The sequence below is a fragment of the Patescibacteria group bacterium genome (assembly GCA_034660655.1).
GTDB lineage: Bacteria > Patescibacteriota > Patescibacteriia > JAACEG01 > JAACEG01 > JAACEG01.
This window is the reverse complement of the sequence record JAYEJU010000058.1, coordinates 1-24,730: the sequence shown is the minus strand read 5'-3', so window position 1 is coordinate 24,730 and position 24,730 is coordinate 1. Positions and strand designations below refer to the sequence as shown.

Annotated in this window: 13 protein-coding genes and 1 pseudogene; 1 reads left to right on the top strand and 13 read right to left on the bottom strand. The window is 32.9% G+C overall.

The annotated features are described in order from the left end of the window. Positions 1-19: 19 nt before the first annotated feature. The 11 genes from U9O55_04465 to U9O55_04415 all read right to left on the bottom strand — a co-directional run bounded on the left by U9O55_04465 (position 20) and on the right by U9O55_04415 (position 22,230). Positions 20-8,272, bottom strand: a complete 8,253-nt coding sequence (locus tag U9O55_04465) for a hypothetical protein (GenBank protein ID MEA2089058.1) — start codon at positions 8,270-8,272, stop codon at positions 20-22. 131 nt (positions 8,273-8,403) lie between these two features. After that, the gene (locus U9O55_04460; protein ID MEA2089057.1) at positions 8,404-8,775 is read right to left on the bottom strand and encodes a four helix bundle protein; all 372 of its coding nucleotides are present in this window, start codon (positions 8,773-8,775) and stop codon (positions 8,404-8,406) included. Continuing rightward, positions 8,772-9,410 (bottom strand): hypothetical protein, encoded by a 639-nt coding sequence (locus U9O55_04455; protein MEA2089056.1) that lies wholly within the window; start codon positions 9,408-9,410, stop codon positions 8,772-8,774. The genes U9O55_04460 and U9O55_04455 overlap by 4 nt, the downstream gene beginning before the upstream one ends. A 320-nt stretch (positions 9,411-9,730) precedes the next feature. Next, positions 9,731-10,555: a 16S rRNA (adenine(1518)-N(6)/adenine(1519)-N(6))-dimethyltransferase RsmA gene (gene rsmA, locus U9O55_04450; GenBank protein ID MEA2089055.1), complete on the bottom strand. Its 825-nt coding sequence runs from the start codon at positions 10,553-10,555 to the stop codon at positions 9,731-9,733. A 176-nt stretch (positions 10,556-10,731) separates the two neighbouring features. Further along, positions 10,732-11,460, bottom strand: a complete 729-nt coding sequence (locus U9O55_04445) for a polyprenol monophosphomannose synthase (GenBank protein MEA2089054.1) — start codon at positions 11,458-11,460, stop codon at positions 10,732-10,734. A 37-nt stretch (positions 11,461-11,497) separates the two neighbouring features. After that, positions 11,498-12,649 carry a glycosyltransferase family 4 protein gene (locus U9O55_04440; protein MEA2089053.1) on the bottom strand — a complete coding sequence of 384 codons (1,152 nt, stop codon included), beginning with the start codon at positions 12,647-12,649 and terminating at the stop codon, positions 11,498-11,500. 50 nt (positions 12,650-12,699) lie between these two features. Next, on the bottom strand, positions 12,700-13,860 hold the full coding sequence (locus tag U9O55_04435; protein ID MEA2089052.1) for a glycosyltransferase family 4 protein: 1,161 nt from the start codon (positions 13,858-13,860) through the stop codon (positions 12,700-12,702). 21 nt (positions 13,861-13,881) lie between these two features. Next, complete coding sequence (locus tag U9O55_04430) at positions 13,882-14,313, bottom strand: GtrA family protein (GenBank protein ID MEA2089051.1); 432 nt, start codon at positions 14,311-14,313, stop codon at positions 13,882-13,884. Positions 14,314-14,325: 12 nt separating this feature from the next. Beyond that, positions 14,326-15,528 (bottom strand): glycosyltransferase family 4 protein, encoded by a 1,203-nt coding sequence (locus U9O55_04425; protein ID MEA2089050.1) that lies wholly within the window; start codon positions 15,526-15,528, stop codon positions 14,326-14,328. Between the two features lie 14 nt (positions 15,529-15,542). Then, positions 15,543-17,117: a UDP-glucuronic acid decarboxylase family protein gene (locus U9O55_04420; protein MEA2089049.1), complete on the bottom strand. Its 1,575-nt coding sequence runs from the start codon at positions 17,115-17,117 to the stop codon at positions 15,543-15,545. A gap of 136 nt (positions 17,118-17,253) precedes the next feature. Next, positions 17,254-22,230, bottom strand: coding sequence for a hypothetical protein (locus U9O55_04415; protein ID MEA2089048.1), 4,977 nt, complete (start codon positions 22,228-22,230; stop codon positions 17,254-17,256). A 398-nt stretch (positions 22,231-22,628) separates the two neighbouring features. Here U9O55_04415 and U9O55_04410 point away from each other — a divergent pair, with 398 nt between their 5' ends. Beyond that, complete coding sequence (locus tag U9O55_04410) at positions 22,629-23,780, top strand: glycosyltransferase family 4 protein (protein ID MEA2089047.1); 1,152 nt, start codon at positions 22,629-22,631, stop codon at positions 23,778-23,780. Here the strand turns inward: U9O55_04410 and U9O55_04405 are convergent. Both U9O55_04405 and U9O55_04400 read right to left on the bottom strand, forming a co-directional pair. Next, positions 23,777-24,076: a hypothetical protein gene (locus U9O55_04405; protein MEA2089046.1), complete on the bottom strand. Its 300-nt coding sequence runs from the start codon at positions 24,074-24,076 to the stop codon at positions 23,777-23,779. The genes U9O55_04410 and U9O55_04405 overlap by 4 nt on opposite strands. 87 nt (positions 24,077-24,163) lie before the next feature. After that, positions 24,164-24,439 (bottom strand): annotated as a pseudogene (locus tag U9O55_04400) (four helix bundle protein). Positions 24,440-24,730 lie beyond the last annotated feature (291 nt).

Sequence of the window (24,730 nt, the reverse complement as noted above, 5' to 3'; positions counted from 1 at the left end):
TTCTCCTTCAAAACATTCATTATGTTCCAAATTGATTAACAATAATATATCCATTATATTCCTCCCAACTTTCACAATCATTTCTAGTTGTTCCACTATTGCACCAACCCCAATTATCTTTTACTTTTATTTTTACTTTAGTCGCGCAACAAGAAGAAAAATTGTCACACGCGAGATCTATTATTCCATCATCGTCTATATCAATATTTTCATTTGCCATGCCACAACCAATACTACTGCTTCCGCTATCATTGCTTAACATATCCCAATATCCATATAAATGATAAAATGAATGCTGATTTTCAGGATTTGGCTTGCTTGCTCCAATTCCGCTACTTAAAATTAAATTCGGCTTATCATCAGTACCATCGCCCCAATCAACCGCATACATTGCCAAAGGAAGCTGATTACTATCAATTATGGTATTAAATCTTAAATTAATTGTTTTGCTATTGCCGATTTTATAATCTCCGCCTGTCATACCGTTAAGATTTATATTAGTTATTTCTGGCGGAACACCGCACCAATCGCAAGTCGCGCCTGTTGGATTATTTCCGCATCCAGCCAAACAATCGCCCCATCCGCAAGTCTTAGTTATTGAATTATATATTGGTCTTTGAGGAGGATTTCCAAAACAGATATTTTCAGGAGGCGTCCAATCAAATCCTTCAACGGATTCATAACTATCTCCGTTCCATTCCCATATTCCATAACTTTGCGCGAATAAACGTTTAATAGAGTCTGTATTATGCAATTGTCCCGCTCTCGGCTGATAAGGAGAAGATATTGATAAATCCGGCAATTCATAATATAATGGCTGAATCCCATTAATTGATTCTTTAGAATCCCAAAAAACAGGATTATAATGAGGATCAGGAGGAACTATAGAGCCAAAAGGAGCATAATCATCACTATAATTATAATGTTCTAAATCTCCAGAAAGCTCAAGAGCGATATAATTAGATCCTTCAAAAACTCTTCCTGCCCAATATTTATTTTGACCTGTTGGATTGACTACTTGTACTATTTTATCAGTAAAATAATGAAAATCTGTAAAAATAATATCAAGAGTATGATCAACCCTCCCTGCCCAGGTAAATACAACTTGATTGATATCTGAATCAAATAATTCAAATGAATAATTTGATTCATCATTTTGAGGATCAGATATATGAATTACTAATCTATCACTATTTTGAGACTGGATAAATGCTGGAGTGCCTCTTCCTGTTGCATTTATAACTTCATAATTTTTTTTAGGTAAAACAGGCCTTGAATTAAACAAATAACCAACTATAAATGTGCTGGATAAATTACCATGAGCAGTCTGATTTGCCCAAAATAAATTAGTATATCCATATTGGAAATCATAAGAAGGAGGATAATCAATAAGAATAATACGATCGCCAATTGAATAATACAATGGGTATCTTCCGTTATACGCGCCTCCTTCTTCAATGCCCTCTCCTAAAACCAAATCAACAGGCCACCACATTAAACATTGTTTAGGATTTCCAGGAAAATGGTCATATTTTAAACAATAACCATAACGACCAATATTTCTTATGCCCGAGTCGTCAATATATTCGCAAGCCAAAGAATCTGATTTTGGATAAGCGCGGCAAGTCTGAGAAGTATATTCATCCATAAGAGTATTTCTATTTAAAAATGTTCCTAAGCCAGGCCTGATTTTTATATCATCAACATAAACATTGCCAATTGGATTAAGGCTATTAACAACAATTCTAATTTTTATGCTTTCTGTATTTTGATTAAGACGAAAAGAAGATGTTTTGTATTCCCAATCATTGCTAAAATTATAAGAAAGAAAATCATTAGCTGGTATTCCCGGAAGTATTCTATTGCCTGAAGCGTCATATTCTAAAACTTGAATCACGCCTTCTCCATCTAATAAATCAAGAGTATTCATATAAGCGCTGATAATATAAGGAACATCCCTGTCAATAATAGAAATAACTGGAATCATCTGCGAAGAAACATGAAATCCAGATCCTAATCTTAAAAAACTTCTTCCCTGAGGAGCAAAAAGACCTAATCCATTTTTTTGAGATTCAAAAGGATTAGAAATAACTTGGAAATAATTGTTATTATAATGTCCGTCTTCATAAAACCAACCAATCGGATAATTAGAATTATCAGAAAGTTCAAAATCGCCATTAGGCACAACTATTTTGCCACCCATCTGATACATTCTATCAAATGGATAATATCCATTTATTATTCCATCAATCCCCCAGTCTCTGCCAATTTTTACAAATCCTGATTTATCTTTTATATTATCTAAAGAAGAATATGTTGCTGTTTGATTTTCTCTTTTTGTTACTGGGAAACCGTCACATTCTCCTTGCTCATTGAGAGAATCGCAAAGCCTGATATCAAGACACTGTTTTTTTGTTTCGCCAGCTTCTTCATATTCAATAATAGTTTTGCAAGTCAGCCATTCATCACATATTCTGTCAGGCCTTACTTTAATTAACAGATTAGAATCGCATTCAGCAATATTATCTGAGCAAGATTGCGGTATATTAGAATCAGCGTCAGCGTCATAAAACAACTCTGACAAATTGCCATTATTTTGTATTTCTCTGGAATTAAATAAAACGCATCCATTATTATAATCTATTAATCCATTACATTCTGATTTATTAACAGAATTATCTAAAAAATAATAAACCCCTGTTTCAGAAATTCTGATTGATCCATTATTATCAACTAAATCGCTGCTAACTCTTAAATCGCACTGTGTGATAAATACCGTATAAAACCGTCCGCTGTGTTGTCCCGCGGTAGAAAATGTTTTTTGCATTCCTCCCAATATTGGAATTATAGAATCGTCAGGAGAGATTAATCCTACGCAATTTTCTAAAATAACTTCGTTATCAACATTGTTCGCTGAGTTAGCTATAACTGTATATGGAGTATTATGTTTCAGTAACAATGGCTGGGCAAATGTGTAATAACCTACGCCAGAATCTATCCAACCGTCAGGACCTCCGCTAATGCACTGGGAAAAATCTCCGTTAAAAACAATATTTTTAGATATTTTGCTTAAAGGATCAATATATTCCGTGCATCCATCATCTTTATTAGGGCAATTTCCAGCAAAATCAAGGCAATCTCCATCAGGACATTGAGAATCTATTAAACATAAATTCCCGTTGTTTATTCCGCCAACGCAAGATTTACTAGCGTAAGTTACGCCTAAATCAGAAAACAAAACAGGACAATTAGGAAATCCTTTTTCAGTCCCACTAATATACCACCCTGAACCAGCTTGACCTTGGACACTTTTATATTCACAAACAATTTTTTCTTTATCAGCTCTTTGGCTTGCTGGATTTTTAAAATAATAATATCCATTTTCAGAATCAAATTCATCGCATCCGACAGCGGATAAAACGCATAATATTTCATTATATTTATCAGGATCGTTTATATAATAATTAGTTTTATAATTATATAAATCGTCAGTATCATCACTGCGCCCGCGAGTGAAATCGTTAAGATCAAAATTATAAGTATTATGTTGGTTATATTTATAATTTGAATCGCCAACCGCCATGCACCCCTTATCCTGCGCTTTACAATTTTTATTTTTGCTGTTAACCAAAAATGACGCTTGATCAGCTGGAACAGTAATTTCTGATTGATCGCCAATATTAAAAATTTCTCGCAAAGGATTGTCTGAATTAAAAGTATTGATTAGCGCTTCACATCCAATAATATCACTGCCGCACAAATGATCAAACGATTTTAAATACACTATTTCTTTATCAATTTTACTTTTATATTCTTTACAGCCAAGCATATATTGCGGAGATAAATTTCCATTATAATTTTGATTGCATTCCAAAGGAATATTCCAAAGATCAGGCTTGATTAAAAACAAATCATCCCTTACTTCTTTTAAAATAATATTATCAATATAAGAAGTGTCGCTAAATCCTAAAATTTCCAAACTTTCTAATATTTGCGTTCCAGCTAACAAAACTGGATCGTCAGTATCCATATCCCAATTAATAAATACAGGTCCTAGCGAATACCGCAACCAATCAGGGCTAAGCGTTATATTACTGCTTGCAAACTCGTCGCCTGCTAACGCACTGGAAAATTTAACAGTTAAATCGCCGTTTCCTTTTGCCCAAAAAGATAAAAGATAAGTATTTTCATTTCTTAACAAGGATTTATAAATACAAGATCGCTCTCCGTTTTGGACATAACATATTGTTTTACCCCCATCCTCGCATGGACAACCGTCATCTTGACCGCAAATCGCGTTTAAAACACATCTTTCCTTTAATGGATAAGAAAGAACAGATCCACTTCCAGTTTGCAAGCTATGACCGCCCCTGATTAAAGACTCGCTACTTAACATTCCGCCAGCGCCCCAATTATTTACTGCTTCTTCAAAATTGTCATCAATAACTTTACGAACATTATTGCTTGTATTTCCTTTATATTCATAACAATTGTTTTGCGATTTAGAACATTTTATGCTTTCTTTTAACAATGCCTCATAAACACATTCTTCATTAATATTCCAAGTTCCCCAGCTACCTACGCAATCTTCCCATGTTGATTTTGTTTTTCTATAAGGACTGCATTCATCTGAACAAACTTTTGTGTCTTTATAATGGTGATAAGAAATAATCCCTCCTTCACTATAAAATTCATAACATTCTGGATTAGAAATCGCGTCATTATAGTTATTACAAATCCCAAAAATATTAACAGGGACAACAGGATTGTTAAAGATATGATCTGGCTCTTGATTATTGTCAACATCTAATAAAAGATACGCTTTTAATTGAAATCCTGAAATTTCAGATCCTACCCAAGTATAAAATGTAGCGCAACTGTTATTAACAGCTTGACATGGTCGTAAATAAGTATAATATTCAATGGCTTCGCCTCCTTGCTCTAATTTATGTAAATTAGTGAACTCGCTGCACCCAGCATAGCGCGCTGAACATTTTTTTTCTTTTTCAGGAATAATAAATTCTGGAAATTGTTCTTTTTCAAAAAACGTTGTTTCCTGCTTATATGTACCATAACCGTTGCACTCTTCCGGACAAAAATCATCTGAACCAACCACCGCTGGAATGCCTGGATCACCGTTATCTGGAGTATACAAATCACAGCCAACATCGGTTTTGGCGCATTCAAGCGCAAAATTAGCGCACTTTATTGATCCGCCTCTTACGCAAACTTCTATGTCGTCACGCCATAAATTGCCGTCTGATTCGCAATCAATTTTATTAGTAATAAAAGGATGCGGAATTGTATAATTTTCACATTCATAATAATCAGGAGCTTTTTTCAAATATAATAAATTAGACGAACCATATCCTTTATAATCGCTTGGTTTATTTTCAAATCCAATAACTTCTTCTAATTGAACCGCATCAATTATGCATCCATCATTTATACCGCTTATCTGTAATGATACTGTTTGCGGGAATATAGGCAATGTAGTTGGAAAAGAATACGCAGTGCTGAATCTTCTCCAATATTCGCTTTGTTCAAGAGCGACTGTTTCAGATCCTCCGATAATTTGAAAATTTCCAGCATTACATCCTTTAGCATAAAAAGAAAAAACAAATTTGCGGTTTGCGATGCTATAACCGATGTCAACTACTTTGTTCAAACTCGCTCCATCAATTTCAGCTTCAAAAGCTACTTCTCCTTTAAAAGATTCTGATGATAGAATACCATTAATCACAACCCAATCAGCAAAATTATTATTGCCAACGCCCTCAAAACTTGGATTAATTGCCAAATTTGTCCCTAAATTTGGTTTAGTTCTAATGTATTCATTGCAACCTTCGCTTTTTTCATTGCAAGATTCAACATTGTGATTAAAATATAAATCATTGCTAACAGAAACTATACTGTTCGTGCCCATAACCAATCTAGCGTTAGAATCGTCTAATTCGCATTCTATTCCTTTGTAAGGAATAACACATGTTTCATCATAATCTTCGTCTTGATCAAGATCGCTAATATCAGAAACAACGCATCCGTCAAAATTATCACAAAGATCATTTGGATCTAAATCTATTCCCGGTTCAACACACATCCAGCCATCTCCAGCAAAATCCCGTGAAACGCAATGCCATTCACAGCCTGCATTATCAGCATCGCATCCATTAAAATCTAAACTCTTTTTAACATAAGAAACTTCTTTCCCTGCTGGAGATCCAAACATTTGGCAGCTATTGTAATAAGATTCGCAAGATTCTCCTTTAAAATCCCATTGCCTGCCTTCTTCAGAGCAATATCCATAAAAAAGACATTTTCCTTGGCTATCTTCTTTAATACAAGACCGTTCATCAGCGCAATATTGGTCTCTGGCAACTGTCATTCTTGGATTTTCTTCATTTTTATCGTCATAATCGCCATCACTGTTCATATCAATCCCGTCAGAAATCTGGTAACTAATTAATTTTTGTCCATAGCCTTCTTTAGCACAATAAAATTCAGGAGCTTTTAGCACCCAGTCAGGATCAACTAATTTATAAAACGGAGATGAAGAATCGTCAAAAGCGTATATTAATTCTTTTAAATTATAAACTTTTTTAGAGCTTGCCGTGCTATTTAATATATCTCCGATATATCCTGCCGCAAGTTCCCAGCCAACAGGAATAATCCTGTATTTTCGCAAAATAATCATACTGCGATAAGGATATCCTTCATTATAAGAAGGCTCTAATCCATTAGCGATAAAACCAAATGGAGCTTCAGAATTTATATAACCTTTATCAATCGCTTCTTGCACTGTTAACTCTTGGCTCACCGCTGTAATAAAATCTTGAGTAATTACGCAATCAGTGGGTCCTGGATTATCGTTGTCAGAACATAAAGATAATTTTTTCAAAATAGAATATGATTTGCCTGATTGCAAATCCACTGTAAAAACCTTTGAAAATTTTTCTTTAGCAGCTTTTGTCTTGTCTGCTTTTATTCTGTTGCTCTCAATTGTTGCTGACGAACTGCCTGAAAAATTTCCTTTTATCCAATTATAATCGCTATTATCACTCCCTGATCCAACCAATCCTTTTTTGACCCATTTATCAAGAAGCTTTCCCATTAAAGTGTCGGCAAATACTCCAACAGCGTCAGCTATAATATCGGTTGTATAAACTTTTGCATAACTTGTTCCTTCTTCAATAGGTTGAGTTCCCATTTTTTGTATTAAAGTAGACGGGGTTAAAATTTTTCCAGCAACATCAGTTAACGCTTTCCATCCTTCTCCTTCTTCTCGCGCTTTTTTTGACGTGTCAATACCCCATTTTCTATTTTCTAAAAAACTGCTGTGCATTGTTAAAGCAATTCCAACATCATTTTCCCAAGGATCCCAATAAGACTGAAATTTGCTTAAAAAATTAGGATCATTCACAAAAGCATCCCAGTTGCGTTTTGCTCTGCTAAAAGTGCAACGAGGAGTTCTTGGCCGTTCTATATCAGCTAAACTGGCTGATATTCTTAATTTTACTTTTAAATCAGGCTCGCATAAAAATCTGGTAATACTGCCAGCAATACCGCTACTATAATTTCTGCCTGTTGTTCCAATAGAAGCTCCTTGTAGATATTTTTTATATTGCGCGTTACACGCCTTTATGGCGTCACTTTCTTCTTTTGTATAACTATCACAATTTTTCATGCATTCTTCATATTCATTGGCGTTTAATTTACCGCTAACATTACCGTTTACGCAAATTGATATGCATCCTTGGCTTGATTCATAAGCTCCCTCCATGCATTCATTATAATCTTGCATTTCATCGCCGTATTTTTGCTTATTATCCCATTCGCTTGCCGCTGTCATAATAAATTCTCCTGCAGCGCGGTCAGCCGCAGCTGAAAGATAAGCGCCCCAACCCTGAGTAATAAACATTGGTTTTTGACCTTTATCTCCTGTGGCGATCCATGTTGCCGTGTCAATCGCCAATGTTTGCAAAAAACTATGAAGAGTGGCTTTAAAAGCAACAGCCGCCACATGATCTTTGATTTCTTTCCGCTCTTCATTAGCCCATTCCGCTGCTTTTTCAACTTTCTCCCACGACCATTTTAAAGCGTCTTTTATATGTCCAAATATTTTACTGGCTAATTCTGCCGCCTGACCAGCGACAGTAGCAACAGCCGCGTCTGCTTTTTTAGGATAAGCTATTCCTATTCCAGTCAAATTAAAAATAAACAAGAACAAAATTATCCCGCTTATAAATTTTTTTTTATTGCCATTATTCAGCATAAAAAATTATTTTAAAATCCTTCTTAATCTCCTTTATTAGTCCTCCTTTGAAAAATAGTATTATGGAATTTTCAAAGCTATTAATAACAAATATCAAATGTCAATTCAATGCCAAATGACTAAATGCCAAATTATTTCTTGGAACGGATAATAGCAGAAAATATCAGTGCAAGTTCATGCGCTTCTTGCCATAGTTTGCGACATTCTTTTGCTTTATCAGAATTTGTCCTTGCTATTATTCTTGACCAGTGCATTGTTTCTTTTGCTTCTTTCTTGCAAATGCTTATTTTATGTTTAAAATCTTTTTTAGACTCTGCACTGTCGGCTTCCATATAATTAGCTTCAATACTTGTTCTTGGTCTTACTGATTGATTAATTAAAATTCTATTAACCTCATTCTTTTTAAGACTCGACGCAAACTCAATAATATTTTCGCCAAATTTTGCAGTGCGTTCTCCTGAATCATATTTGTTATTTGGATTTTGAAATTGATGCTTATTTATTTCATCTCATTAACCATATCCTGATACATTCCCATTATATCCTCATCTGAAACTTTTTCCAAATCGTCTTTTTGCATTCCAGCTCCCGATAATAATTGTTTTACTTCTTCTAATGTCGCGCCACCTGAAACAATTCTATTTAATTCCTGATATTCTTTGTCATCAATATTATTAACACTATTTTTTAAACCAATATTCAAATCATTAATAGCGTTGGTAATATTATTAATATTATCATCATCATATTTTTGCACTTCTTCCTGTTCTAAAATATCAGGAAGAACGCAATTTTTACCGCGCGGACAATTTGGATCCTCTCCGATATCAATTTCTTGCTTATCAGAATAACCGTCAGAATCAGAATCCGCGATATACATGCTTGTATGATAAACATTCAGTTCATCATAGTCGGAAAGACCGTCCTTATCGGTGTCTGTTCCTTTTAATTCAAGAATTTTATCTATATCTTCTTGACTTTTACCGGCTTCTTGAACTAAATAATCTGTTTGTTGTGCGTTAAACGGACTTTTAATAAGAACATTTAAACGCGCAAATCCTAAAAACAAAACGCCTATTCCTAAAATTATTAAAAATATTTCTATTAATTTGTAGCTCTTTTGCTCTTTGCTTCCCATAGAATAAAATCATATAAAAATCATATAAGCATTTAAACATTTAAGCTGTAAGATATGCTAGCGTTGTTTACACTTTTTGAAAAATTCTTTTTGGTTGTCACGCTATATATAACCACAAATCAATTGAAGTTATAGATTCTGGATAAATGATTTTCTAAAAGCTCGCGAGCTCGCTTAGAAAATCTATTTTCCGGAATAATAAAAAGTATAAACAACACTCTTGATTTTTACATTATATAAACAAAATATGTTTAAATGTTTAGATGTTAAAGTGTTTAGATATTTATATTATACACAAAAAAATAAATAAAAGCAAAAACTTATACACAATTATTTAGCAAAATAGTTAATGATTTCCAGTCTTGAACTGACAATTCCTGCGCTCTAGTATTTTCTTTTAAACCAATTTTTTCAAAAACATTATCAATTTTAATTTTATCAATTTTTAATGTTTTTAACAAATTGCTTTTTAGCTTTTTTCTTTTCCTTGAAAATCCAGCTTTGACTATTTTAAAAAACTTATCATTATTTGTTTTTCCTTTTTCCTTTTTCATTTTTAATTTTATTATCGCGCTATCAACTTTTGGAATTGGAAAAAAATTATTTTTATCTACCAGCAACACAATTTCGCAATCAGCAAAAAATTGGCACGCTACACCAAGAATGCTCATTTTTCCTTGACGAGCCGTAATCCGTTCCGCAACCTCTTTTTGAACCATTAAAATCATTTCTTTTGGCGAATTTTCATTTTCTAAAAAATTTTTAATAACTCGTGAAGTAATGTTATATGGCAAATTTGCCACAATTTTATAATTTGAAAATTGAAAATTGAAAATTGAAAATTGAAGTATATCTTCTTGAATAATCTCCACATTTTTAAATTTCTTTAATTCATTTTTCAAAACAGAAACTAATTTTTTGTCAATTTCAACAGCAATTACTTTTTTAACTTTTTTTGCCAACTCCTTTGTTAAAATTCCTAAGCCAGGTCCAACTTCCAAGATAATATCAGATGATTTTAAATTTGATGCTTCAATTATTTTATTTAAAATTTCTTGATTGATTAAAAAATTCTGCCCTCTTTTAGGAATAAGGCTAATTTTATTTTTGTTTAATATTAATTTTGTTTCCGAGAGCAAGGTCATTTTAATTTTTTTGAATTACGAAATTTGTTAAAAGTGGTGTTTCCCCCTTTAAAATTAGTCCTCCTTTGAAAAAGAAGGTTGGATGATTTTTAAATTATAAAATTTTTATTTTAAAAATCTCCCCTGACCCCTCTTTTTCAAAGAGGGGAACTATGAAAATAATATTATTTCGTAATTTAAGGTAATTTTAATTTTATAATTTTTATGAAAAATTCAATTATATCTTTATAAGAAAGTTTTGATTTGCCGAATTTTCTGTCAATAAATGTTATCGGAATTTCTTTTATTGAAAAATTCTTTTTCTCGCATAAATATATCATCTCTTCCTGAAACGCGTATCCATTGCTTTTTATATTGTCTAAATTCAATTTTCTTAAAACATCGCTTTTATAACATCTAAAACCTGTTGTGACATCTTTAGTTTTTAATCTTAATATTAAGCGTGAAAAAAACATCGCACCGTATGAACAAAAATACCGCCAAAAATTCCAATTTTTAATTTTTCCATTTTTTATTTTTCGCGATCCTAAAATAACTTCAAAGCCATTATCAGCTTCTTTTAAAAATCTTGGTATATCTTCAGGACTATGCGAAAAATCAGCGTCCATTTCAAAAACAAAATCAGCGTTTTTTTCTAAAGCGTATTTGAACCCGGCGATATAAGCGCTTCCTAGCCCTATTTTTCCTTTTCTATGAATAACTTTAATTGGATATTTTTTAGATAGTTCATCAGCAATTTTTCCTGTTTGATCAGGAGAATTGTCGTCAATAATAACCAATTTTAAATTTTCCCCCGCAGATAATTGCGGGATCAAATCAAAAATTTTTTTAACTAATCTTTCAATATTTTCCTTCTCATTATAAGTCGGAACGCAAATAAAAATTTTTTTGTTATTATTTTTCATAAACTTTATAACTTTATAAACTTTTAACTTTTGACTGTTAACTCTTTATTGTTCCTTCCCACATTTTAATAATTTTTTTTACGCTTGCCTGAAAACCAAAATTATTAAAAACATAATCATAAGCGCGTCTGCCCATTTCTTTTGTTTTCTCTTTGTCTTTAAGCAATAATAAAATTTTTTCTGATAATTCTTTTTTATTATTAATTGGAACTATAAAACCTGTTTTATCTTTCTGTATTATTTCGCGAGCTCCAACAGTGTCAGACGCTACAGACGGCTTGCTCGTTGCCGCAGCTTCTATTAAAACTTTTCCAAAACTTTCGTTTGTTGAGGATAAAACAAAAAATTCGCTTGCTTTATAATAATTCGGCAATTCATTATGATTGACAGCGCCTAATAAAAAAATTATGTTTTCTAAATTTTCTTTTTTGATTCTTGCGCGCAAAATTTCTTTTTGTTCCCCGTCACCGACAATTAACAAAACAGTGTTTTGATATTCTTTTAAAACTTGTTTAAAAGAATCAATAAGCAAAAATATATTTTTTGCTTTTACTAATCTGCCGACAAACAAAACAATTTTTTTATTACAATACTTATTTTTAATTTCTAAAACTTTTTCATTATTAAATTTAGAAAATTTTTCTAAATCAACTGGCGTTGAAATTCTGTAAATCTTTTTTTTGTTTATTCCAATCTTAACTAATTTATCAAATATTCCCTGGCTAACAACTCTAATCGCGTCAGCTTTTTTTATAACGAATTTTCCAATCAATATTAAAAATAAATTAAACCAATTTTCTTTCAGCCAAAAAAAATTGCCAAAAAAATCGCCATGCGAATGAACAATCAATTTCGCTTTTGTTTTTTTCTTTAATAAAAATCCCGCAAGCCCTGTCAAAAACGGATCCTGGCAGACTATTAAATCAAACTTTCTGCTTTTATATATTTTTTTTCCTAATTTATAAACGTTTAAAAAATAAAAAAAACGCGACAAAGAATTTGTCGGATAAGATTTAATATTTTCAGCAATTTTAAAAATTTCAGACTTACCCACGCTTTTTTTATTCATCACAATAATATCAAGCCTGTCAACATATTTACCGTAAATTTTATGCCGATCAATCGCGTCTCCAAAGGACATTTTAACTCCCAATAAATTTTTGTCCAAACTAATCATTAAAACTTTCATAAATTTTTAATTAGCGCTTTTAAAATTTTATTCCTATGAAATATTTAATTTTATTTTAACATGCTTTCTAAAACTTTTAAAGTTTTGTTTATCATCTCAAAATACTCAAATTTTTTTAAGTTTCGCGTTGAATTATCAACAAATTTTTTTCTTAAATTTTCATCAGCTAACAGTTTTAAAATCGCTTGTTCCCATTTCTCGCTATTATTATATTCCACTAACATTCCATTATGCTCATCTTTTATTATTTCTTTGTTTCCGCCTTTATTAGAAGCAATGGCAGGAAGACCACACGACATTACTTCAATCAGAACATGCGACAACCCTTCATAACCGGAATTTAAAACAAAAATTTCAGAAGAATTAAAATAATAAATTAAATCTTTGCGGGCTATTCTGCCAACTAAAAAAACACTTTTTTCTAAGTCATTATTTTTTATTATTTTTTCTAATTTTTCTTTTTCCGGCCCGTCTCCAGCAATTACTAATTTCAAATTTTCGTCTTTTTTTAAAATTTCTTTCCAAATATTAATTAACATTTTAAATCCTTTCCAACACACAAGCCGTCCAACAGAAAAAACAATTTTCCCTTTAATCTTTATTTTTTCTTGAGCTGAATTTTTATCTATTACAAAAATATTATCTAAATTTATTGCATTATAAATTACTTCAATATTTTTTTCTTTAACTCCCCAGCCTTTTACTATATCACGCAAATAATAACTAGGAGTAATTATTTTTTTCGCGTTTTTAACAACTAATTTTTGAATAAATTTAAAAACTTCTACTTTAAAGCCATATTTTTTATTTTGAAATTCATCAATCCCATCTTTTATTTTAAATCGGTTTTTGCCCTGCTCCCAAGCGTAATCTCCGACTACTTTTACAATAAATTTTTTTCGCAAAATTTTTGTCGCGATCATTACTGGAAAGCCTGATGAAACAGGGCCTTGAGCAAAAATTAAATCAAAATTTTTGCCTTGTTTCAAAACTGTTAAAAAATAATCTAAATATCTAAAAAAAACAGGCTTGCTTCTGTTTATTTTGATTATTTCAAAATCGTTAATTTCATTTTTTTCATTATTATTGCCATAACAAACAACTAAAACTTTATGTCCCTTTTTAACTAATTCTTTTGCTAAATTTTTACTGTAAGTTGCTGGCCCTCCAATATCAGGTGGAAAAATATCAGCCGCTATGATTATTTTCATAAATAATATTGTAAAATCCCCCTACCCCCCTTTTTCAAAGGGGGAATTGTAAAATTTTTCATTAAATTTTTTGTTAAAAGTAAGATATTTATTGCCAATAAAATTCCATATTAACACAATTCCTGTTGCAACAACTTTTGCCCAAATATACCAAACAGCCAATACCTCTACTGAAAAATACATAATACTATTATTTAAAATAAGCCCTATTGTGGCAATGGTAAAAAATATAGGAAGTTGTTTTCTTTTTTTGCCATTTGAACGAAAAGTCCATGATCTATTTAGAGAATAATTTGTTAATGCTGAAACAATAAAAGAAATCGTGGCGGAAATTAAATAGTAAACATTTAAAAAATCAGTTAAAATAAAAAGAATACTAAAATCAACAGCAGCAGCTGTTCCGCCGACTACGCAATATTTAACAAATAATTTATTCTTATAAATTAATTTCAAAATAAATTCCATTTATTGGATTTTAATATTTTTAAAAATATTTTCCATATCTTTCGCGATAATATCCCAATCATATTTTTCAAAAACCATTTTTTTAGCGCTAGCTACAACTTCCGCTGTTTTATCAGAATTATTTAATATTTCTTTAATTGCGTTTGCAATTCCTTTTGGATCGCGAGTATTAACTGCCCATCCAGTTGTTTTTTTATCTGGATTTTTTTTAGCGTCAAATAAAAAATCAGCTATTCCTCCCTCTTGTGTCGCAATAACTGGAATCTCAGCAGCCATTGCCTCCAAAAAAGAATTTCCAAGACCCTCTGAAAGAGAAGGACGAATAAAAATATCAGATGCTTTTAAATATTTTGGCATTATTTTATGATCAACTAAACCTAAAAATTTTACCCTGTTTTCCACTTTTAATTTTTTTGCTAATTCTCCTAATTTATTTCTGTCAGGACCATCGCCCAAAATTAAAAATTTTACATTTTCTGGCAAATATTGCAAAGATTTTATCACATCATCAACGGCGTTCTTTAAAACTAAACGAGATGTTGTAACAACATATTTATCATTCTCTGATTTTCCAAGTTCTTTTTTTAAATTATTTAATTCTTCTTCGCTATATTCTTGCGAAAAATGAGCTGTGCTTACCGCATTAGGAATAACTTTTAACTTGCCTTTAAACCCCATACTTCTGCCCCAATTTGCCAAATAATTGGAAATGGCTTGCAGGTAGTCAGCTTTTGTAAAAATTTTTTTAAACAACGGACGAATAAATTTTACTTTTTTAAATATATAATCTATTGGATCTCCTTCTTGCAATGTAAGCAAATATGGCACTTTTGAATAAAAAATTTTAAAAAACATTGCTGCAAAACCCGCGTAAGCCGCCATCATTGCCCAAATCGCGTCATATTTATTTTTTTTATACAATTTTACAGCCTTGCAATAAGCAATAAAAGGAAAAATCAATTTGTTTAATTTTAAAGGAAAAAGAGTTAAATCTTTCATTGTTGCTCCTTTTTTGGTAAATCCTATACGATAAACATTGACATTTCCGATTCGCTCAACTTTTGGTAAATTGCTGTCAAAACGCAAAGTTATCATATCAAATTGAATATTTTTGATACGATCTGTTTCTTCTTTGATCGCTAATTCAGCTCCGCCCACAAACGGCGGATAAGTTATTGAAAAAATTAAAATTTTTTTTCGCATAAATTTTATTTTTCTTATAATCGGGAAGTTAAAATTTCAAGTTCTTGAAATTCTTCTTTTGTTTTTTTAGACACATAATCCCATCCTTTATCCAAATCAATTGTTCTTATCCCTTTTTCATCTTGCGCCCACGCTAATTGCTGGTCTGTTAATTTCGTAGCTATCTGCAAATGATTAGCGCGCTTAAAAATAATTTTATAAAATGGGTTTAATATTTTTTTCCGCAAAAATTTTTTCTCGCTAATCTTTCCTTCATAAAGACTTACCAAAAATGCTGTTTTAGAAAACAAAGAAAAAATAATTCCCGCCAGAGATCCATAGCTTGCCATAATTCCCCAAACAGCTTCATATCTATTTTTTTTATGTAGTTTTAGGGCTTGCCAAGTTGCTAAAAAAGGAAGCAAATATTTATCAAATTTATTTCCAAAACCTATACGATAAATATTTACTCTGTTTATTTTTTCTTTTTTAGGAAATTCTTTTTTAAATTTAGTAGTGAACAAATCAAAATCATAACCGATTAAACGATTAGTAATTTTTTTAACTGCTTTTTCAGCAGGACCTTCAAGAGGTAAATAAGTCGGCGCAAAAATAATAATCCTGGTTTTTTCTTTTAATCTTGCTTTAAAATCTTCTATTGTTTTTTCAACGCCAAAATCAAAATCTATTTCAGGACTCCAGCCAAGCAGTTCTTTTGCTTTGCTTATATCCGGACATCTTTGCTGTGGATCGCCGAATCTTTCGGAAATTTCTTTATAATCAATATAAATTATTTTACTTCTGCTTTTGATTCTTTTTTTTATGTCTTCTGCCAAGCTTTTAATTGAACGCTCATCAGGATTGCCTAAATTTATCGGTCCGATTCCTATTTTTTCTTTTGACGCTTCCATTATTTTGACAAAAGCTTTGATTAAATCGCTAATATACATAAAACTTCTAGATTGTTGTCCTTCTCCATGAACTGTAATATTCTCTCCCAAAAATGATTGCAAAATAAAATTAGACATTACTCTACCGTCGTTAAACATCATTTTTGGTCCGTAAATATTAAAAAGCCGCACTATCCTAACATCTGTTCCATATTGCAAATTATAATCTTTGCATAAAGATTCAGCCGCTCGTTTTCCCTCGTCATAACAACTTCGTTTTCCCAAACAATCAACATTTCCAAAATAACTTTCTTTTTGCGGATTTTCTAAAGGATCGCCGTAAATTTCAGAAGTTGAAGCCTGCAAAATTTTAGCATTATATTTACGAGCCATTTCTAACATATTGCGCATTCCGTCAACGCTTGTTCTTAAGGTCAAAATCGGATCAAATTGATATTGTTGCGGACTTGCCGGACAAGCCAAATTATAAATTTCATCTATTTTGTCAAAATTCTTCCTAAGAGGATAAATTATATTGTGCTTAATCAAAACAAAATTTTTATTTTTAATAAGATGTTCAATATTTTTTTTCTTGCCAGAAAAAAAAGAATCAACGCAAATAACTTTATCTCCGTTGTTAATAAAATAATCGCACAGATGCGAACCAATAAACCCAGCACCACCTGTGATTAAAACTGTTTTTTGTTTTAATTTATCCATAAAAAAATATAAAAAATTATTTAAAATTTTATTTGTTGTTTATATTATACCCTTAAATACCTTAAATAGTCAAATAATATAAATAATAAAATCGCCCCACACACATTTAGTTAGTGGGACGATTTTTTTATATTCTCTATCGTGTTGCTCCTGAGTAAGCAATCGCTCTTACAATATCCCAAGCCGTGGCGCTTTCTGGATTATAACCATAAATAGCTTTAAATGTTTTTATAGCGGCTTTTTCAGAATCCAAATTTCTGTCAGACGGACGCAAGCCGTAAGCAATCACTGTAACAGCGGCATCGTCATTAGGGTTATTACGATTAGGCTCTCTTAAATAAATCTTTTTAAAAGCAACCGTGGAATTAGCTTCGGATTCTGTACTTCGTTCGTTAGGCCACCTGCCGTTGCCTATCTTAATGACATCATTCCATTCTTCCTCAGTCTGCGGCAATTTGCCAAAAGTAGCTTTATAAGAATTAACCACACCTGCTCTTTCGCCCTTGCCTAATATTTGAGTAGTTTTTGTTCCGTAAGCGACAAAATTAGTTATAGCATGCTGGCTTTGTTCAGGCAATCCTGCTGCGTCTTTAATCAAATTTTTAATGTATTTTTTTACTACAACATTTTCTTTGGCTAAATCTCGCTTAAATCCTAATTTCCTAAGTAAAACGTTAACATTTGCTTTTATTATTTCACCAGCTTCACTGGCAATAGTAATAATCTTTTGGGCAAATTCAGCGGCTTTTTCTGAAACTGATCCTATCGCGCTATCTTGCGCTGTTTCTTGATCTTCAGTTTGATTTTCTTCAGTAGCAACGCATTTTTTCTTTTTTCCGTTTTCCTGTTCTGAAGTTACTAAACAATTATTTGGATTTTTAGATTCAATTTCTCTATACTGCCAGCCGCTTTCACAGGCTTCTTGCCATTCTCCATAAGTTACGCTTTGACAATACTGAGTTGTTCCGCCGCTTCCTCCGCTAGGAACTCCCCCTCCTCCTATAATTGTAACAGCGTTGGTAGCCGCGCTTATCGCGCTTGAAGCCGCTGATTCCCCATTACTGTTCAAAGCTGAAATTTTATAATAATAAGTGGTATTAGCAGAAAGCCCAGTGTCAGAATAGGAAGTGGTTGATCCTGATGAAACTGTTGGTTCAGACCCAATTCTTGCGAAACTTCCGCTTGAATCAGTGTCGCGATAAATATCATAGCTGGTCGCGTCTGTTGTTCTTGTCCATGTTAAATTAATCTGGCTACTTCCTCCAGCGCTCCCAGCCAAGCCTATCGGTGTATTAGGGACCCCGCCTTCTCCAACAGGAGTAATCGGCGCAAAAGTTGAAAGATGAGATATAGAAGCGGTAATTGTATTAACGTCAGTGTCAACAGTAGCGGCAACAGCGTCCCAAGTGTTTGTTGTTTCATTCCAATATCCTAACTGCAAATTTTCTTCGCTAAAACTAGAAGGCAAATCATCTGGATTATAAGTAATTGAAATTTCTAATGAATTGCTTAAATTAGAAATAGATGTGCCACTACTATTTGTAACATTAATTTCTGTCGCGGCATCATCAATTGGAGCGGCATTTGGCGTAGCAGGCGGCACAACTATTGGCTGCGAAACAGACACTGACACATTAGTTGACCCTGTTCCTAAAGCGTTCGCCGGAATATTAACTTCTATATTATCCTGCTTAATAGCGCCTCCTGTTGCCGGAGACATAGAACATACTTCTGGACTTGGGATGGAACATCCGGAAATCGCGTCTAATTGAATATTTGCTGTTCCTCCGCCTGAAACCGCTACCCCGCTAGAAGCGTAATAACAAGGCCCTTCGGCATACACTGTCCAACTCTCGTCGTCAACATCAAGCGAATATGATCCGTCAGCGTTGACTTCATTCCCTGTCCACATATTAGAACCGACTTTTTCAGCCCAAACAAATCCTTGGGTTATGGCTGTTGATCCGTCAGATGTAATATTTCCTGAAATAGTATATTCTGCTGAAGACAATGATAAATTTTGAGTTGTGTTCGCGCTAAGAGAAGCTATCTGCGCTGAAGCTCCGATATATCCCGGCAATTTTGCTCCTATATCATAAGTATAACCGCCTGGAACGCTGATAGAATAAGTTCCTCCCGCTGTGTCGGTTGTAATAAAATTTCCAGGGCCGTCAATCCGAGAAACCCAAACAGTAGCGCCTGCTGTGACAGTTCCACTGATTGTGTACATAGTTGGCAAAATTATTGTCTTGTATGTAGTGGCGCCGGCAATAATTTCTGTTGTAGTTGTGGCATTGTTAGGCGATATTTGCGTTAATTCGCCAAAAGCTGGAGATCCGACATGAAGCTCATAATCGCTCCCCACCGCCAAAGTAAGTGTGGCAATTTTATCAGAACCGCTTGTTACCCATGAATCAGTGCCATTCCCGTTATTTGTTGTTGTATCAATAATATGGACAAACAGCTCATCAATACTTAAACCGCCTTCAACTGTAACTTGCAAAGTTCCGGTATTTCCAACTAACCAATTTTTTGTTATATCGCTTGTAATGTCAACGCCTGTATATTCAGTCAACGCTCCAAGTGTTGGCGACCAAGCGCCAAGAATATATCCTGTTGCAGACGGCGCTCGCAAAGTGTAAGTTCCGTCAGGTCTTGTTACCGCGCTATTTCCGCCAGAAGCTCCTTTAGCAAAAATTTGCGTATTAGGATAAGGAGTATCCACGCTTGCGTTATATGCGCCATCATCAGGATTAGAATCATAATAAACGCGTCCTGTGACTTTTTTAAATCCTGTGAGAGTAACAGTAAAATTATTTCCCGCGTTATCAGTATCTTGTTGTAAAACAACATTGCTTAAGGTTCCAAGAGGTCCAAATCCCGGTGCAAAAGCTTCAATTGTATAAATTCCCGGCTCAGCATATAATGTGTAAGCCCCTGCTGAATCTGTCATTCCATGAGTTTGATAACCGTTATTTGAATAAGCGTGGATAGAAACTCCGTTTATAGCGTTGCTTTCACTGTCAGCCACGCTTCCGCCAATATATTGCGTTGGCGAAGAAATGATAATTTCTTTAGTTGTTGTTGTCACACTGCCGTCAACATAAACAGGAAATTCATTAAATCCTAATCCTGGCTGCATAACTTCCACAACATAAGCTCCCGCAGGCGCTTTAAGCTGAAAAATCGCTGTATCAGCAGAGCTTCCTGTTGTCCGCATTGTCTGGCATACTCCAGCCCCTGGAGGCCCCATCATAGTTGTCCCGGCTCTTCTAATAGACAGGCACGGGGTTGGTCCTTGAAATTCTCCTGACACTTCAATAACATCTCCTGTTTCCTTTTTTAAAGTAACTGCCAAAACTTTATCAGCAACAACAAAAGGCGCCGCGGCTAAAGTCGTGGTGGCGTTAACTGCTGAAGAGGCAATAGTCTGAGGGCTTATTGTAGGAACCCAAAGCTGGCTGTTTCCAGACTCTAATCCTTGTTCAGTTCCTTTATTTCCGTCAGAATATGTCATTACTTCAATATGCCAAGTAGAACCGGCTTTTGCCGGAATTTTAAAATATCCGTCTCCGCTTGCGTCCAAGCCGTCTATTGTCATAGCAGAACTAGTATAAACACCTGAAAATGTCTCGTATTCCCCATTATAAGCATGAATATCTATATAACTTGAATTAGCTAATCCACCAGTAATTGTTCCTTCTAATATATGGTTGGGTTCTCCAAATTGCGGGCTAACAGCAATTGTTTCGCCTCCGGAAATATTTACTTCTGTCATTGCCGGCTGAAGATAATCTTCAAAAAATGACAAATCGCTGTCAAAATCTTTAGGCATAACAAATAAAAAATAACGCGCGTCAAGCAAATTTTCATAAGTAAAAATTCCGTCAGAATTAACTATTTTACTTCCAACATAAAACATTTTATCAGGACATCCCATTCCTATCCTAATCCTGTCTGCTTGCGCGGCTGACACAGCGTTTCCGTCAGCTCCTAACACTGTTCCATTAATAGTATTAGTTCCGCCAATTTGAATTTGGTCCATCGGAGGAGGCCCGTCATAATTCATATCCATTCCAAAAGGGTTTCCGTCAATTATGCCGTTGTTTGCCGTAGTCGTATATGTTCTAAAATATCCATAAGATCCTTTTGAAGGATTTTTAATTCCGCTTACAACTAAAGTAGCTCCGTTACCGGCCGCGATAGTTCCTTCCTCTGTCGTAAAAATAAGCTTATTGCTTGAAACATCTATATTGGCTACTTTAGGAGATCCGTTTCCGTTGTTGTTAATATCTAAATTTGACGCCAAGGTAGTTGTGGCGCAATTTATGGAAAAACCGCTTGGAAATTCCCAAACAATTTTTGATCCAGGAACTAATTCAGATGTTGTGGTGGTAATAAGCGTTATGGTGCTGGAAGCGTTTTCGCTGTAATTATTTAAAGAAAAAGACCATGCCGCGATTTTGTTTCCGCGTCTTGTAATATCTCTGGTTCCGACTGCGTCAATAGATTCATAAACAGCAGTAGTGCCAAAATCACCCTCAGCCAAAAATGGCGTTGTTGTCGGCGTAGTAGAAGCGACAGAAGCAGACCAAGTAACATTATCAAACGCGCCTATTTCCGCTGCTGGATTATTCACATCTTTTATTGTAATAAAAAAATCAGCGCTTGCGGCAACTTCTGTTCTAACTTGAGTTGCTAACATATTTTGCTCCCCATTAATCTGCCAAACTTTTGCTCCATCACCATATAAATCGCTTTCTCCATCTCTTGCTGTTCCGCCGATTAAATCAATTCCCGTGCTGCTTGCAGTAATAATCGTATTAGAGCCGTCACCGCTTATTGATCCAGGCCAGCTCCACCCAATATCTTGCGATCCGCTTGGAAAAGCAAATCTAATATTATGATATTCCCTGATTGGCACATCGCCATTAACAATTTTAAAAGTCCAATCAGATCCTTCCTGTGACATTAAATCATCTGTACCTACTAAAAAAGGAGTAGTTGTTACGCTCCCTAATGAAATAGCTTGGATTATTCCCGCATTAACAAAAAACCCCAAACAGATGAACATTAAAAATAGAAAAGAAACTAATAAAATTTTTTTATTCATAATTTTTTTAATTGCTTTAAATCACGAAATTATCATTTCGCGGCTAACAGCAATTAAGGTTAAAAAAATAAAAAAAGAGAGCAAAAAAAACTCTCAATTTTATAATAATTTAGATATATAAGTTAAATTTGTAAATAAGCCTAAAAAAAATTCCCTCCCATAAATATCTAATATGAAAAAATTTTAATTTAATTTATTATAACACATTTTTAAAATTTAGAGCATTAAGATTATCCACAAAAACAAAGTTCAAAACTCACTGCCTGCCGGCAGGCAGGAAAACAACAACTAAAAATTCAAAAAATAATTCTATATAAAAATTTTCGCATTTTATTTGCTTTCCTTTAACTTATAAGTTATTATTAAATAAAATAATAAAAATTAAATCAATTTTAAATATGCAAAAGAAAAAAATTCTTTATGTTGTAACTCTGTCTGAAATTGGCGGAGCGCAAAAATATGTTATGGATTTAGCAAAGAATCTGCGTGAAAAATATGATATTATGGTTGTTGCCGGCGGTAAAATTAACAGTCCTGTTTTTAAAAAATTAACAGAAGAAAAAATAAAATATTATCCGCTTAAACATTTAAAAAGGCAATTAAATCCAATAAGCGATATTCTATCTATTTTTGAATTACGAAAATTAATAAAATTATTTAAGCCTGATATTATCCATCTTAACAGTTCAAAAGCAAGTGTTATTGGAAGTTTGGCGGTAAATGGCATTCCCAGAATTAAAGTAATTTACACAGCGCATGGATTTGTGTTTAATGAATCATTAAATTTTTTCAAAAAAATATTTTATAAATTTGTTGAAAAATTTTTCGCGATTTACAAAAACAAAATTATTACTGTTAGCGAATTTGACAAACAATCTGGAATTAAAAACAAGATAGCTCCTGCTGAAAAATTTATTACAATCAACAACGGAATTGATATTCATAATTTAAAATTTTTAAGCAAAGAAGAAGCAAGACAAAAATTAAACCTTCCACAAACAAACATTGTTATTGGAACAATCGCCAATTATTATCCTGTTAAAGCTTTGCACCGTATTATAGAAGTGGCAAAAATAATAACTAAAAAGTTTAATGAAACAAAATTTATTTTAATCGGCGATGGTTTAGAAAAAGAAAAATTGCAAAAACAAATCAGAAAAGAAAATTTAACAAATAATTTTCTTTTAGGACCTATTGAAAATGCTTCATGCTGTTTAAAAGCGTTTGATATTTTTATTTTGCCTTCCAAGAAAGAAGGATTCCCTTATGTTATTTTGGAAGCAATGTTAGCAGAAATTCCTATTGTTGCTACAAATGTTGGGGGAATTTCAGAAATGATTGACGATAATAAAAACGGATTTTTAGTCCAATCAAATACTGACAAAAAATTAGAGCAAGAGACAATAGAACAATTAGCAAGAAAAATAATCTATTATCTAAAAAATAGAGAAATCGCGAAAATTTTCGCTAATGAAGCATACAAAAAAGCAAATAAAAATTTTACTTTAAAAAGGATGATTGAAAAAACTGAAAAAGTATATAATGATTAACGAACGTTAGCGTCTGGATCTAAAATAATTTCTTCAAGCGCCTGGATATCTTTATCTCTTAAGCCATCATGCTTATCGCGTCTCATTCTACTTGTCACATATTCGACTTCATCTTTTGTCACTAATTTACCTACTTTTATTCTGGATTTGTTTAATTCATCAGTAAATTTTTCAGCAAATTTTTCTATTCTAATTTCGGATAGATTAGGAAGCCTGCCACCTAACCTTGCTTTATTAAGGGCATCTTGAACTAATTCTTGTTTAAGATGTCCTTTTGTGTCATACAGTCTTTTCATAAAATTAATTATATAAATATTTTAGCACACAAATGCTTAAATTCAAAATGCAAACGCTTTATAGTATTAAGTATTTGGTATTTAGTATTAAGTATTAAGGGAATTATTTATTGATTTTTTTAAGCCATTGATCAACTTCTGAACTGTTATTGTCTGATTGGCAATTTGTTTAAAATCTTGATTATTTATATATTTAATATCTTTTGCGATTAATAATTGATTTTGCAATTCAGTTGATGAACCCAAAGCGATATGATAAAATTGAATTTTCTCTTTGCTGTTTTTTCTGGAAAAACCCTCTGCTATATTTGATGTGATTGACACAGCGCATCTTCTGATTTGATTTGTTAAAGCAAATAATTCTTCTTTTGGAAATTATTTTGTTATTTGATATATCAATAAAACAAGCTTATGCCCTTCTTGCCATGCAATTAAATCTGTAAATGATTTTATTTTATTTCTCATATACGCTCAATACTAAATACTTTATACTCAATACTAAAAATCAATATAATCAACATAATCTTTCGCGTTTTGCCACGCGGAATATGGAATATTTGGATGAACTGTTTTGCCTCCAAGTTTGATTGCTTTTATTATAGCATTGATTGGATAATTTCCATAGACATAAGAATTTACAATTGTGTGCCAATG